Origin of the sequence: Verrucosispora sp. FIM060022, from assembly GCF_003977705.1 — a bacterium.
In the GTDB taxonomy this organism is placed as follows: domain Bacteria; phylum Actinomycetota; class Actinomycetes; order Mycobacteriales; family Micromonosporaceae; genus Micromonospora; species Micromonospora gifhornensis.
In genome coordinates this window covers 107,203-120,211 of the sequence record NZ_RQIV01000006.1, presented here as the reverse complement: position 1 = coordinate 120,211, position 13,009 = coordinate 107,203, and the positions used below count along the sequence as shown (strand labels likewise).

General features: G+C 71.8%; 15 protein-coding genes. 7 read left to right on the top strand and 8 right to left on the bottom strand.

What is annotated here, in order from left to right:
- Window positions 1-72 precede the first annotated feature (72 nt).
- Entirely contained in the window at window positions 73-564 is a 492-nt protein-coding gene (locus EG812_RS17800; protein ID WP_126712222.1) for a hypothetical protein, read from the top strand.
- Between the two features lie 40 nt (window positions 565-604).
- Here the strand turns inward: EG812_RS17800 and EG812_RS17795 are convergent, their stop codons facing one another.
- Entirely contained in the window at window positions 605-2,248 is a 1,644-nt protein-coding gene (locus tag EG812_RS17795) for a TolB family protein (protein ID WP_126712221.1), read from the bottom strand.
- 345 nt (window positions 2,249-2,593) lie between these two features.
- Between EG812_RS17795 and EG812_RS17790 the strand changes: the two genes are divergently transcribed.
- Window positions 2,594-3,238: a C39 family peptidase gene (locus tag EG812_RS17790; protein ID WP_013732340.1), complete on the top strand. Its 645-nt coding sequence runs from the start codon at window positions 2,594-2,596 to the stop codon at window positions 3,236-3,238.
- A 98-nt stretch (window positions 3,239-3,336) separates the two neighbouring features.
- A complete protein-coding gene (locus EG812_RS17785) occupies window positions 3,337-3,789 on the top strand; it encodes a GNAT family N-acetyltransferase (protein WP_126712220.1) in 453 nt (150 codons plus the stop codon).
- A gap of 225 nt (window positions 3,790-4,014) precedes the next feature.
- Here the strand turns inward: EG812_RS17785 and ligD are convergent, their stop codons facing one another.
- Window positions 4,015-5,040 carry a non-homologous end-joining DNA ligase gene (gene ligD / locus EG812_RS17780; RefSeq protein ID WP_126712219.1) on the bottom strand — a complete coding sequence of 342 codons (1,026 nt, stop codon included), beginning with the start codon at window positions 5,038-5,040 and terminating at the stop codon, window positions 4,015-4,017.
- Between the two features lie 47 nt (window positions 5,041-5,087).
- Between ligD and msrB the strand changes: the two genes are divergently transcribed.
- Window positions 5,088-5,498, top strand: coding sequence for a peptide-methionine (R)-S-oxide reductase MsrB (gene msrB / locus EG812_RS17775; RefSeq protein ID WP_013732337.1), 411 nt, complete (start codon window positions 5,088-5,090; stop codon window positions 5,496-5,498).
- Window positions 5,499-5,503: 5 nt separating this feature from the next.
- Here the strand turns inward: msrB and EG812_RS17770 are convergent, their stop codons facing one another.
- The 3 genes from EG812_RS17770 to EG812_RS17760 form a co-directional block, all read right to left on the bottom strand.
- Complete coding sequence (locus tag EG812_RS17770) at window positions 5,504-6,115, bottom strand: DUF305 domain-containing protein (protein WP_013732336.1); 612 nt, start codon at window positions 6,113-6,115, stop codon at window positions 5,504-5,506.
- Between the two features lie 56 nt (window positions 6,116-6,171).
- Window positions 6,172-6,915: a lytic polysaccharide monooxygenase gene (locus EG812_RS17765; protein ID WP_126712218.1), complete on the bottom strand. Its 744-nt coding sequence runs from the start codon at window positions 6,913-6,915 to the stop codon at window positions 6,172-6,174.
- Between the two features lie 99 nt (window positions 6,916-7,014).
- Window positions 7,015-7,290 carry an isoamylase early set domain-containing protein gene (locus EG812_RS17760; protein ID WP_013732334.1) on the bottom strand — a complete coding sequence of 92 codons (276 nt, stop codon included), beginning with the start codon at window positions 7,288-7,290 and terminating at the stop codon, window positions 7,015-7,017.
- Between the two features lie 192 nt (window positions 7,291-7,482).
- On the opposite strand from EG812_RS17760, the gene EG812_RS17755 reads away from it, so the two are divergent.
- The 3 genes from EG812_RS17755 to EG812_RS17745 all read left to right on the top strand — a co-directional run bounded on the left by EG812_RS17755 (window position 7,483) and on the right by EG812_RS17745 (window position 9,621).
- The gene (locus tag EG812_RS17755; protein ID WP_013732333.1) at window positions 7,483-7,743 is read left to right on the top strand and encodes a metallothionein; all 261 of its coding nucleotides are present in this window, start codon (window positions 7,483-7,485) and stop codon (window positions 7,741-7,743) included.
- A 187-nt stretch (window positions 7,744-7,930) separates the two neighbouring features.
- A complete protein-coding gene (locus EG812_RS17750; RefSeq protein WP_126712217.1) occupies window positions 7,931-8,371 on the top strand; it encodes a GNAT family N-acetyltransferase in 441 nt (146 codons plus the stop codon).
- 161 nt (window positions 8,372-8,532) lie between these two features.
- Window positions 8,533-9,621 (top strand): lytic polysaccharide monooxygenase auxiliary activity family 9 protein, encoded by a 1,089-nt coding sequence (locus EG812_RS17745; protein ID WP_013732331.1) that lies wholly within the window; start codon window positions 8,533-8,535, stop codon window positions 9,619-9,621.
- Window positions 9,622-9,769: 148 nt separating this feature from the next.
- Here the strand turns inward: EG812_RS17745 and hemQ are convergent, their stop codons facing one another.
- The 3 genes from hemQ to hemE are packed head-to-tail and all read right to left on the bottom strand — an operon-like array spanning window position 9,770 to window position 12,980.
- Complete coding sequence (hemQ, locus tag EG812_RS17740) at window positions 9,770-10,471, bottom strand: hydrogen peroxide-dependent heme synthase (RefSeq protein WP_126712215.1); 702 nt, start codon at window positions 10,469-10,471, stop codon at window positions 9,770-9,772.
- On the bottom strand, window positions 10,468-11,877 hold the full coding sequence (gene hemG, locus EG812_RS17735) for a protoporphyrinogen oxidase (protein WP_126712214.1): 1,410 nt from the start codon (window positions 11,875-11,877) through the stop codon (window positions 10,468-10,470). The genes hemQ and hemG overlap by 4 nt, the downstream gene beginning before the upstream one ends.
- Before the next feature lie 5 nt (window positions 11,878-11,882).
- The gene (gene hemE / locus EG812_RS17730) at window positions 11,883-12,980 is read right to left on the bottom strand and encodes a uroporphyrinogen decarboxylase (protein WP_126712213.1); all 1,098 of its coding nucleotides are present in this window, start codon (window positions 12,978-12,980) and stop codon (window positions 11,883-11,885) included.
- Between the last annotated feature and the right edge of the window lie 29 nt (window positions 12,981-13,009).

Sequence of the window (13,009 nt, the reverse complement as noted above, 5' to 3'; positions counted from 1 at the left end):
GCCAGGGCAACCAGCGGAAACGAACGGCACGGCAGCTTGCCTGACCAGGTTTGTGCCCGTTCTACTGGCCGCATGGTTCGGATCGCCGTGTGCACTTGCGCGCTGCTGCTGGCCCTGGCCGGTTGCGCCGGGGACCATTCGCGTCCGCTGACCACCGAGACGTCGACTGTCCGAGGGCCCGCCAGCCCTACCAGTGCGGGAGGCAGCCTCCTGACAGGGGAAGGCTTCCAGACGCTGGTCGCGGCCACCGAAGTGCATTTCCTCGCCGCGTTGCGCGGTGAACTTAGGGTCGGCAGCGGCGGATGCCTGGTCCTGCGCGACGCCGAGATGCAATCGTACGTGGTGGTCTGGCCCCCGGGCGTCACGCTGCTCACCGACGGCAGAATCGGCGTACGGGTGCCCAAGGTTGGCGCGTTGACGGCGGGCGACCGGATTTCCGCTGGCGGCGGATACGAGGAACTGCCGACCGTCGCACAGCCCTCCGACCTGTATCCGTTGGTCCCGCCCGAATGCAACGATGTGGCGGCGATCGCGTTGTTCGGTAGCGTCGGCAAGAGCGCGTAGGTCGTACTCGTAGCCTCCGACCTTTCCGGTCGCCATCAGGTCAACTGGTGCTTGTGGGAACGATGCCGAGGCTGACCAACCAGGCCCCTTGGTAGACGACGACTGGTTTGCCGGTGCCGTCCCGGCGAGCGATCATGACGAGGTCGAGATCTCCTGGCGCTGTCCGGCTGTTGAGCGGACGCAGCGAGATCAGCAGGTGCTGCTGGTCCGGTGTGAGGATTACGTTGGCGACCCGCTGGTCGGGGCCGGCGCCGGTGGGAACCTCGACCCGGCCGCCGGAACTGTCGGTCACCAGCAGCCGATCCACCCGCTCGCGTCCGCTCTCGGCGAGCAGGGTGTGCAGCACCGCGCCGTCACCGAGGGTCTCTCGGGGAAAGGTTCCTGGCGGGGCGCTGGTGACCGTACCGTCGGGGCTGAGGGTGAGGGTCTGCTTGCCTGGCGCGAACCACAGCGCCGACAACGCGGCTGCGCCGGTCGGCGGGGATTCGTGCCGCCACACCGTCACCTCCGACGCCTCCGGGGTGTTCGGGTGGGAGGTCGCGGTCGCGGTGGAGAGTCGTACCGACCAGGCGCGGCTGGGCCGGGGCACCCGTTGGCGGGGGTCCTGACGGGCCTCCAGCTCGACGACCAGGGCGTGGTCGCCGGAAACCGTCGCGGTGACAGTGCCGGTCATCGGCGGCAGTGCCGCCGGCCGGGCGGGCTGTTCGCCGCTGCGCTCGGTGCCGTCGCCGACCACCGGGGTGACCGCGCCCGACTTCAGGTCGAGTACGGAGAGTCGGCCCTTGCCGGAACGGGTGTCCACCACGATGGCGCGCCGCCCGTCAGGGGCGAAGGCGACCTCGCCGACCGGGGTGAGCAGGTCACGTACCTCCCCCTTCGGGGTGACCAGGCTGATCCGGCGGGTGCCGGGAACGGGCCGACGCAGCACGGCGAACCCATCGCTGGTGAAGACCCCGGGGAACTCCGCCCCGCTGGCCGCCCCGTTGACCGTCACCGTGGGCCGGGACTGGCCGGTCCTGGTGTCCGCGATGACGAGTTGCCGAGGGTTCTGGCTGGTGAGCGCGGCGAGGTAGCGGCCGTCGGGTGTGGCGGCGATCGGCTTCGACGGCAGCTCGACGGCCGGGCTCGCCGCCCCGGACGCCAGGTCGATCCCGCCGTACCGGCCGCTCTGCCCCTGCTCCCAGATCACCCCGCCCCGGTCAGCGATCTTGCAGAATGCCTCGACCGCCGGCAGCCCGACCCTGCCGTCGCCCGTCACGGTGAGACAACGGGATTCCGTGATCGACAGGTTGGATTCGACACTGAAGGCCCGATCGGCGTACCCAAAATCGGGCAGCGTGACGTCGCGCAGGCGGCCGTCGACGAGTACGGCGTCACGGCGATCCTCACCCAGCCCTCGGGCGACGGTCGGGAAACGGGGATCACCGCCGAGAGCGACCTGGGTGTGTCGCCGGGCGGGCGTCAGGCCGGCGAGGTCATCGCCGAACCGTTCCAGCGCGAGCAGCCCTGTCGCCTCGTCGGTCAGGGGAACCGCAAGCAGCGCCGGACCGAGCCCACGCACCTCGGCCGGCACCTGCGTCACTCGGACGGGCAGATCGTCCTGTTCCGCTTGGGTGCAGCTCGTGGCCGTGGTCAGCACCAGCAGTGCAAGCGCAATCGACGCAGCCTGGCGGATAACAGTCATCCGGGCATTGTGATCCCCTTCGACAAGCCGCCGCTCCGGAGCGGGGCCCGAAGGTTCATGCCCGACACCGACCTGCCGTCCGGTATGTGGCCGTTTGCGGGGCGCACCGATCGGTCGACGGCGGAATGACGCCCGGCCACGGGTCGTTGTACATGGCATACCGCGAGGGCCTCCCCCCGCCACGCGGTCTCCCGGAACCCCGTGGAATGTGGGGCCGCCCGGGATCGTTACATCCCTCGGACGCCCGAGCACCTCGCCGGGCGTTCCTCTTTCCCCCCGCAGCACGGCACGCCCGAACCGGCTGATTCCTGCTGCGTACCCCCGAACGGAAGGTGTGACTCAATCATGCGTACCACCCTCCTGCGTAAGACCGCCCTGACCTTCGCCGCTGCCGCCGCCACCGCCGGTGGCATCGCCGGCCCCGCCGTCGCCGCCCACGCCGCCCCCGCTGGCGTGCAGGCCGACCGCAAGCCCAGCGACGAGCGCCAGCTCGACGTGCGCTACGAAGCCCAGCCCAACTTCTACTTCTGCGGCCCCGCCGCCGCCCGCAACGCCCTGAGCGTGCAGGGCAAGAACATCGACGTGTACGACATGGCCGAGCGGATGGGCACCACCGAGGCCGGTACCGACTCCATCAACGACATCACGCCGGTGCTGAACAAGGAGACCGGCAAGGACGTCTACAAGTCGGTGGAGATCCGTGACGCCAAGGCCGCCGAGAAGCAGACCGACAAGCTGCGCGAGGACATCAAGCGCACCGTCGACGACGGCCGTGCCGTGGTCGCCAACATCGCCGGCACCGCCACCGACACCGACGGCGTCGCCCACAGCTTCGAAGGCGGGCACTACGTCAGCGTCACCGGTTACGACGACGAGGGCAAGACCGTGACCATCGCGGACTCCGCCAACCCCGCCCAGGCCTCGTACCAGATGGACATCAAAACACTGGCCAACTGGATCGCCACCCGCGGTTACTCCGCAGCCTCCTGACGATCCGCCAGCTGAACACGCAAAGGGCCGACCCCCGGGCGGGGTCGGCCCTTTGGTCTGCCACAGACCGGCAGCCGCGGGTGTGCGATTCTCGCGGGATGAGCGACGTGATCTTCCGTGCGGCGATCCGGGCCGACCTGCCCGCCGTACTCGACCTGCTCGCCGACGACATGTTGGGGCGCACCAGGGACGTCGGCGAGGTCGACGCCACCTACGAGAAGGCGTTCGCGGACATCACCGCCGACCCGCGCAACCACCTCGTCGTCGCCGAGGCCGGCGGCGAGGTGGTCGGCTGCATGCAGCTCACCTACATCCCCGGGCTCGGTCGGCACGGTGCCGAACGGCAACTGATCGAGTCGGTACGGGTCCGCTCGGACCGGCGCGGTCATGGCCTCGGCCGACTCATGATGACCTGGGCGATCGATCAGGCACGGCAGCGTGGCTGCGGCCTGGTGCAGCTCACCACCGACAAGAGCCGCCACGACGCCCACCGCTTCTATCTGGGCCTCGGCTTCGTGGCCAGCCACGAGGGCATGAAGCTCAGCCTCTGACGCCTGTCGGCGGGTCGGCCAGCTGGGGACGCCCGACCTCGCAGTCGAGCCGCACCCCGCAAGGTCACGCTCGATCTGGGATCGAGTGGCCTCGCCGCGAACGGGAAGCCACTCGATCCAGGATCGAGCGTGACCGTGCAGAGCATGCCCCGCCCGGCAGCAAGCACCGTGCAGGCGCGGACCAACGCGGCGGCGTGCGGGCCCGAAGCAACGCGGCGGGGTGGGTCAGCGGGGGCGGTCGCGGTCGCGGGAGGGCTGGACCCGCTTGGGTTCGCCGGGCATCTTCGGATGGTCCGGTGGGTAGGGCAGGTCGCCCTCGCCGGCTGCGGCGTCCCGCTCGGCCCACTCCAGCAGCGGAGTGATGTCCCACCCGGCGTCGTCGATGCCGGCGTGCGGGTCACCCTGCTCGGCCAGCCGCTGCGGGACGGTACGCAGGTCGAAGTCGTCCGGGTCGACGTCGGGTAGCTCGTCCCAGGTGACCGGGGTGGAGACGGTCGCCCGGGCGTTGGCCCGCAGCGAGTACGCGCAGGCGATGGTGCGGTCCCGGGCCATCTGGTTGTAGTCGACGAAGACCCTCTCGCCGCGTTCCTCCTTCCACCAGGCGGTGGTGACCAGGTCGGGACGGCGGCGGGCCAACTCCCGGGCCAGCGCGATGGTGGCCCGGCGCACCTCGACGAAGCTCCAGCGTGGCTGGATGCGCAGGTAGACGTGCACGCCTCGGCCGCCGGAGGTCTTCGGCCAGCCGGGGACGCCCAGCTCGTCGAGGATGGCGCGCAGCTCGCCGGCGGCGGTGGCCGCGTGGGCGAAGTCGGTGCCGGGCTGCGGGTCGAGGTCGACGCGCAGCTCGTCGGGGCGGTCGGGCTCGTCAGCGCGCACCGGCCACGGGTGGAACACGACGGTGCCCATCTGCGCCGCCCAGGCCACGTGGGCCAGGTCCGCCGGGCAGAGCTCCGCGGCGGTGCGCCCGCTGGGGAAGGTGATCTCGGTGGTGCGCACCCAGGGCGGTACGCCCCGGGTCGGCACCCGTTTCTGGAAGAACATCTCCCCCTCGATGCCGTCGGGGAAGCGTTGCAGGGTGGTCGGCCGTTCGCGCAGGGCGCGCATGATGCCGTCGCCGACGCCCAGGTAGTAGCCGAAGACGTCGGCCTTGGTGAAGCCGCGCTTCGGGAAGATCACCCGGTCCGGGCTGGACAGCCGTACGGTGTGCCCCGCGACCTCGATCTCCTCGGCCGCCGCCTTCGTGCCTGCCATTTCGCGACCATATGCGATGGGTCCGACGTTCGACGTACCGTTGACGGGTGAGTCTTCCCGACAGCGAACTGCCCCGCACCGAGGACGAGTGGCGGGTCCGGCTCAGCCCCGAGGAGTTCCGGGTGCTGCGCGAGCACGGCACGGAGCCGGCGTGGACCGGCGAGTACGTCGACACCAAGACCCCCGGCATGTACCGCTGCCGCGCCTGCGGTGCGGAGCTGTATCCGAGTGACACCAAGTTCGACTCGCACTGCGGGTGGCCGAGCTTCGACGACGCCATCCCGGGTGCGATCAAGGAGATCGAGGACAACTCCCTCGGCATGCGGCGCACCGAGATCCGCTGCGCCCGCTGCGACAGCCACCTGGGGCACGTCTTCCGCGGTGAGGGCTTCACCCCGAAGGACACCCGGCACTGCGTGAACTCTCTTTCCATCCGCCTGGACCCCAGCACCCCCTGAGCCGGTCAGGCCGCTGCCGGGTGGGCGGCCAGCATCGCGACCTGGGCGGTACGGGACTGCTCGATGCGTCGGGCGAGGTCGCGTACCCGCTCGTCGGTGCCGGCTGCCAGGTGCGCGCGGGCCAGGTCGGCGGCGCCCTTCTGGTGGGCGCCGAGCACCTCGACCAGCACCCGGTCGACCTCGCCGGCCGGGGCGTCGCGCAGCCGGGCCAACTGGTCCGGGCCGGTGCCGTGGCCGGCGTGCTCGTCGGCGCGGGCGCTGCGCCCGGCCTGCGCCAACCAGCCGCGTGCGGTGGCCAGTTCGTCGGCCTCGGTCACCTCGATGGCGGCGATCAGGGTCCGCAGCTCGGGGTCGGCGAGCCGGTCGTGGACCAGCCGGGCGATCTGCAGGGTCTGCTCGGTGTGCCCGGCCATCATCGACAGAAACAGCAGGTCGATGCCGGCCATCCCGGTGGCTGCCGGCGTACCGGATCCGGCGGGTCGCGGTGCGTCGAGAGCGGGTGACGCCGTCGGGCCGCCGGTCGCCGATGCGGTCGCGGCCGGCGGTGCCGGCGCGCCGCCACCGCCGTGCTGCCCGCCGCAACCGGTGGCGAACAGCACGGCGGTCAGGGCCAGCACCGCCCGGAGGCGGGCCGGCGGGAGGTGCGGCCGGGACCAACCGCACCTCCCGCTGCTCAGACCAGGCTCCACAGCGCTGGTACGTTCGGTGGCTCCCAACCGGCGATCGCGGTGTGCGCCTGCCGGCAGCGGTACGTCCGACCGCCGTAGGTGACCTGGTCGCCGACGGCGTACGCGCGCCCCGCGGTCCAGGTGCCACCGGCCGGCGGGTTGCTGGTCGGCGCGACGGTCGGGGTGGGCGACGGTGCCGGCGGGGTGGTCGGGCTCGGGCTCGGCGGCGGGTTGCCGCCACCGCCGATCTGCAGGTCGACGCAGGAGTAGAAGGCGTTGGCGGTGTCGGCGATGTTCCAGACGGCCAGCAGCTTCTGGCGGCCGGAGTAGCCGGACAGGTTGACGCTGTGCGAGACGGTGGGGCCCGGCTGGCGTCCGCCGCCGCTGAACACGGCGACCCGGGTGTTGCCGATGTAGTACTCCCAGTCGCGGGTGGCGTGCATCGCGGTGTTGACCCAGGTGAAGGTGACAGTGGTGCCGACCGAGGTGGCGGGCCAGCCCCGGTTGTCGTCGTTGAGGACGGCGAAGTGGGAGATGTTGGCGTGGCAGGTGCGCAGCCCCTTGGGGCCTTCCACGCTCTGCGGTTCCCAGCGGATCTGCCCGCAGTCGGGGACCCGGTTCTGGGCGCAGAGCGCCTGCCGGCTGGGCGGTGACGAGACGTAGCCGTGGGCCTGGGCGGGGGCGGCGACGGCCAGGGTGGCGACCATGGCACCCGTCGCGACCAGCGGGAGAGTGATTCTTCGACGCATGGCGGCGGCTCCTTCGCGGCATGTTGCCTGGTGAGGTGCCACCAACATAATTTAAACAATGTTAACAGTAAAGACCGCTATCAATAAAAGTGGCGGCGATCAGAGCAGCAGCAGGCCGCCTTGGTCGTCCACCCGGTCGGCGGACTCGTCGTCGAACCACAGCCCACCGGTGGCCAGGTAACGGAAGCGGTGCTGCCCCGGCCCCAGCCGTACGGTCACCGTCCGAGTGCCGTCGCGGCGGGCCACCAGCACGTGTTCACCGGGCTGCCAACCGTTGAAGGACCCGACCACGCTGACCGTTCCCGGTGGGGTGTCTCGGGGAAGGCAGAAGGTGACCCGAGTCTGGCTGCCGAAGAGCCGGTTCCGCTTGATCATCATTCCTCCCGGTTCGCGTACTCCACCGAAAGGCGGCGGCCGGGCCGCCGCCGGCCAGGTCACCCGGTACAACGGCCGACCTGCGGCGAGCGACACGCCGCCCCGTCCGGGCGATCCGCGCCGATTCCGGCCACCCCGGCCGATCGCGTGCCACACGCTGAGGACAACAACCGGCTATCGAGGGGATGCGTCGTGGCGACGTGCGAGGTCTGCGGAAACGACTACTGGCTGGCCTTCGAGGTACGCACGGTCAGCGGCGACGTGCACACCTTCGACAGCTTCGAGTGCGCCGCACACAAGCTGGCCCCGATCTGTGAACACTGCCAGGTGAAGATCATCGGGCACGGGGTGGAGGTTTCCGGGCGCTTCTTCTGCTGCGGTCACTGCGCCCGCGCGGTGGAGGCCGAGCAGGGCGCCCAGATCCGCGACACCGTCGGTGCCCGCCCCGCCTGACCGAGCACCTCACCACGGCTGACCGCGCACGCCCCGACCAGGCGCGCACCCGCCCCGCCTGACCAGGTGCGGCCTCGCTCCGCCCAACCAGGCACGCACCCCGCTCCGCCCAACCAGGCACGCACCCCGCCCCGCCTGACAGCCACCCGCGACCGGCGGCCGGTCGGTGACGCCCTAGCCTGGGCCGATGCCGAGCACGCAGCTGCGGGTCGCCGGTTTCGCCGACCTGGACGCCCGCACCTTTCACGACCTGGTACGGCTGCGCGTCGACGTGTTCGTGGTCGAGCAGGAGTGCGCGTACCCGGAACTCGACGGCCGCGACGTCGAACCCGGCACCCGACACCTCTGGCTGGCGCGCGACGGCGCTGTCCTGGCGTACCTGCGAATCCTGGCCGACCCCGACGGCGTGGCCAGGATCGGTCGGGTGGTGGTGGCGCCGTCGGCGCGCGGCGCCGGGCATGCCGGACGGCTGGTAGTCGCGGCGCTGGCCGAGATCGGCGACCGGCCGTGTGTGCTGGAGGCGCAGTCGCATCTGGTCGACTTCTACGCCCGGCACGGGTTCACGGTCAGCGGCCAGGAGTACGTCGAGGACGGCATCCCGCACACCCCCATGCGCCGCGATCCCTGATCCGATCGCAGCGATTGACTGATGGCGATGTTTTGTGCCATTCTTCCGCACGGAGCCAATAACCGCAGTGCCACGCGGACCGGCGCGGGAGAGGCAACTCCCGGGCGTTCGGGCGAGGTCGCGATCCGACGATCCCCCTGGGGGCTCCATCCATGTCCAAAATGCTCAAACCCGCCAGGCTGGCCGGCCTGCTCGCCACCGCGGCAGCCGCCACCCTGCTCGTCTCCACCGCCCTGGTCAACTCCGCCTCCGCACACGGCTCGGTCGTCAACCCCGGCGCCCGCGCCTACAGCTGCTGGGAGCGCTGGGGTGGCGACCACATGAACCCTCGGATGGCCACCGAGGACCCGATGTGTTGGCAGGCCTGGCAGGCCAACCCGCAAGCCATGTGGAACTGGAACGGTCAGTTCCGTGAGGGCGTCGGCGGCAACCACCAGGCCGCCATCCCGGACGGCCAGCTCTGCTCGGGCGGCCGCGCCGAGGGTGGACGCTACAACGCCCTGGACACCATCGGCGCCTGGCGGACCACCCAGGTCTCCAACAGCTTCCGGTTGAAGTTCTTCGACCAGGCCAGCCACGGGGCCGACTACATCCGGGTGTACGCCACCAAGCAGGGCTTCGACGCGCTGACCAAGCCGCTGGCCTGGTCGGACCTGGAGCTCGTCGGGCAGATCGGCAACACGCCGGCCTCCCAGTGGCAGCGTGAGGTCGACGGCGTCTCCATCGAGATCCCGGTGAACGCGCCGGGCCGCAGCGGCCGGCACATCATCTACACGATCTGGCAGGCCAGCCACTTCGACCAGTCGTACTACCACTGCAGCGACGTGCAGTTCGGTGGCAGCACCAACCCGCCGCCCACCACGCCGCCGCCGACCACTCCCCCGCCCACGACCCCGCCGCCCACCACTCCCCCGCCGTCCACTCCGCCGCCCAGCAACCCGCCGCCGGCGGGTGCCTGCTCGGCGACGTACCAGGTGACCAACAGCTGGTCCGGTGGCTTCCAGGGTGAGGTGAAGGTGACTGCGGGCAGCGCGGCCATCCGCAGCTGGCGGGTGACCTGGACGTACGCCAACGGTCAGCAGGTCAGCCAGGCGTGGAACGCCACGCTCAGCTCCAGCGGCTCGACGGTGACCGCCACCAACGTCAGCTACAACGGCAGCCTCGGCTCCGGAGCCAGCACCACGTTCGGCTTCCTGGCCTCCGGCTCCAGTGCCAGCGCACCCACGCTGACCTGTACGGCCACCACCTGATCCCGAGCGGGGTCGCGCCCTTCTCCCTCGGGCGCGGCCCCGCCCGGCTGGCCGACGGGCCGACGCTGACGCGTCGGCCCGTCGGCGCCGGTGAGTGTTAACAGGGGGCCCTTGCTATGCACGAGGCGTTAACAAGGTGCCCTTCCTTTCACGGCAGGGCGGTGACGATGTCGGCGATCGAGCGGCGGCGGCCGGTGTAGAACGGCACCTCCTCGCGGACGTGCAGCCGGGCCCGCGAGGCGCGCAGGTCCCGCATCAGGTCCACGATCCGGTGCAGCTCGTCGGCCTCGAAGGCGAGCATCCACTCGTAGTCGCCGAGCGCGAACGAGGCCACCGTGTTGGCGCGTACGTCCGGGTAGCCCCGGGCCATCTGGCCGTGCTCGGCGAGCAGTTCCCGCCGCTCCGCGTCGGGCAGCAGGTACCAGTCGTACGAGCGGACGAACGGGTAGACGCACAGGTAGGCGCGGGCCTCCTCACCGGCGAGGAAGGCCGGGATGTGGCTCTTGTTGAACTCGGCCGGCCGGTGCAGCGCCATCTGCGACCAGACCGGGGTCATCGCCCGCCCCAGCGTGGTGCGCCGGAACCGCAGGTAGGCGTCCTGGAGGGCGTCGCTGGACGAGGAGTGCCACCAGATCATCAGGTCGGCGTCGGCGCGCAGCCCGGCCACGTCGTACGTGCCCCGGACCACCACGTCCTTGCCGGCCAACTCCTCGATCAGGGACTCGACCTCGCCGGTGACGTTGTCGCGCAGCGACGGCAGCGGGGCGCTGACCCGGAACACCGACCACATGGTGTAGCGGATGGTGGAGTTGAGTTCCTTCAGCCGGGCCGCGTTGCTCTGCTCGGTCATCTCGCCGATCCTCCCAATGCTGTGATGATCTCCTCGGCTGCCGCCTCGCCGGAGCGGACGCAGACCGGGATGCCCACGCCGTCGTAGCCGGCACCGGCCAACGTCAGCGTCGGATGCGCCGCCCGCAGGACGGCCCGCGCGGCGGCGATCCGATCGAGGTGGCCGGGGGTGTACTGCGGCAACGCCCCACCCCAGCGCTGCACGTGCCCGGCGATCGGGGCGGGCAGCGGCGTGCCGAGCACCGCCGACAACTCCCGGTGCACGGTCGCGGCCAGGTCCTCGTCGGAGCGCTGGAGCTGGGCCTCGTCGCCGTAGCGGCCCACCGAGGCGCGCACCAGGGCCACCCCGTCCGACCGACGCAGGTGCCCCCACTTGGTGGTGAAGAACGTGGACGCCTTGATCAGCAGCCCTTCGGTGCCGGGCACCAGGAAGCCGGACAGCTGCGGCAGCGCCGGCTCGGGCAGGGCCAGGGTGACAAGCGCGACGCTTGCGTAGTCCAGCCCGCCGATCTCGGCCGCCACCGCGTCGGCCACGTCGGTGAGCAGCCGGGCCGCCGGCCGGGCCGGCACCGCCAGCACCACCGCGTCGACGTCGACGTGCTCCGGGTCGCGGGTCGGGCCGACGGTCAGCCGCCAGCCGGTGCCGGTCGGGGTGAGTTCACGGACCGCGGCGTTGGTGCGGATGGTCGCCCCGCTGGCCGTGGCGGCGGCCTCGACCAGGGTGCTCAGCCCGCCGTCGAGGGTGCCGAAGATCGGTTGGCCGGTGTAGCGGGGGGCGGCGGCCTGCGCGGTCCGGACCGCGTCGAGCAGCGTGTGCCGGGTGCGGGCGGCGCGGGCCAGGGCGGGCATGGTGGTGGCCAGGGACAGGTCGTCGGCCCGGCCCGCGTACACGCCGCCGAGCATCGGGTCGACCAGCCGGTCGACCACCTCGTCGCCGAACCGGGCGCGGACCAGCGCGCCGACGGAGACGTCGTCGGTGGCACCGAGCAGCGGCGCGCCGCCGTCGTGGTCGGCCTCCGGGGTCGGCCGGGCCACCGTCGCCACCTTCTCCAGATCCCCGGGTACGCCCATCAGCGTGCCGCCGGGAATCGGCCGCAACTGGCCGTCGACGGCGAGCGCCGCCTGCCCGACGGTGGGGTGCACGATGCGTTCGGCCAGTCCGAGGCGGCGGATCAGGGTCACCACCGCCGAGTCGCCGCCGGCCGGATCCCGCATCAGGAACGACTCGGCACCGAACTCCACCGGCCCGCCGAGCAGCTCACCGGTACGCAGCTTGCCGCCGAGCGCGCCGGACTGCTCGTACACGATGATCTCGGTGTCTTCCGGCGCGCGGTCGCGCAACCGGACCGCGGCGGCCAGGCCGGCGATGCCGCCGCCGACGACCGCCACCCGCCACCGCGACGCCATGGCGGTCAGGCCCCCTCGGCGGGGCGGGCGGACAGTTCGTGCACCAGGGCGACCACTCGGGTGAGCACCTCCGGGTCGGTCTCCGGCAGCACCCCGTGGCCCAGGTTGAACACGTGCCCGGGGGCGGCGCGGCCCTGGTCGAGGATGCGGCGCACCTCGGCCTCGATGACCGGCCACGGGGCGAACAGCAGGCACGGGTCCAGGTTGCCCTGCACGGCCTTGTCGGGCCCGATCCGCCGGGTCGCGACGTCCAGCGGGGTACGCCAGTCCACGCCGACCACGTCGGCACCGGCCTCACCCATCGCGCCGAGCAGCTCGGCGGTGCCCACCCCGAAGTGGATCCGCGGGATCCCCGCGTCGGCCAGGCCGGACAGCACGGTCGTCGAGTGCGGCAGCACGAACCGGCGGTAGTCGGCCTCGGAGAGCGCGCCCGCCCAGGAGTCGAAGAGCTGCACCGCGCTGACGCCGGCGGCGATCTGCACCCGCAGGAACGCCAGGGTCACCTCGGCGAGCCGGGCGGCCAGGGCGTGCCACAGCTCGGGGTCGCCGTACATCAGGGCCTTGGTCTTGACGTGGTTGCGCGACGGCCCGCCCTCGACCAGGTAGCTGGCCAGGGTGAACGGCGCACCGGCGAAGCCGATCAGCGGGGTGTCACCCAGCTCCTTGACAAGCATCCGGACCGCCTCGTCCACGTACGGGACGTCGTCGCGACCGATCGGGCGGATCCGCTGCACGTCGGCGGCGGTACGCACCGGCTCGGCCACCACCGGCCCGGTGCCGGGCACGATGTCCAGGTCGACCCCGGCGGCGGCGACCGGCACCACGATGTCGCTGAACAGGATGGCCGCGTCCACCTTGTGCCGGCGTACCGGCTGGAGGGTGATCTCGGTGACCAGGTCGGGGCGGCGGCAGGACTCCAGCATCGCCACGTTGGCCCGGATCTCGCGGTACTCCGGCAGCGACCGGCCGGCCTGGCGCATGAACCAGACCGGGGTGTGCGGGACGGGCCGGCGACGACACGCCCGCACGAAGGGCGAGTCGGCGGGCCCGCCGGGGCGGGAGGCGTCGTCTCGGGCAGCGGCGCCCGTGGTGTCGGTGGTCATCGCGGCAATCGTGCCACGCGCCCCATCCC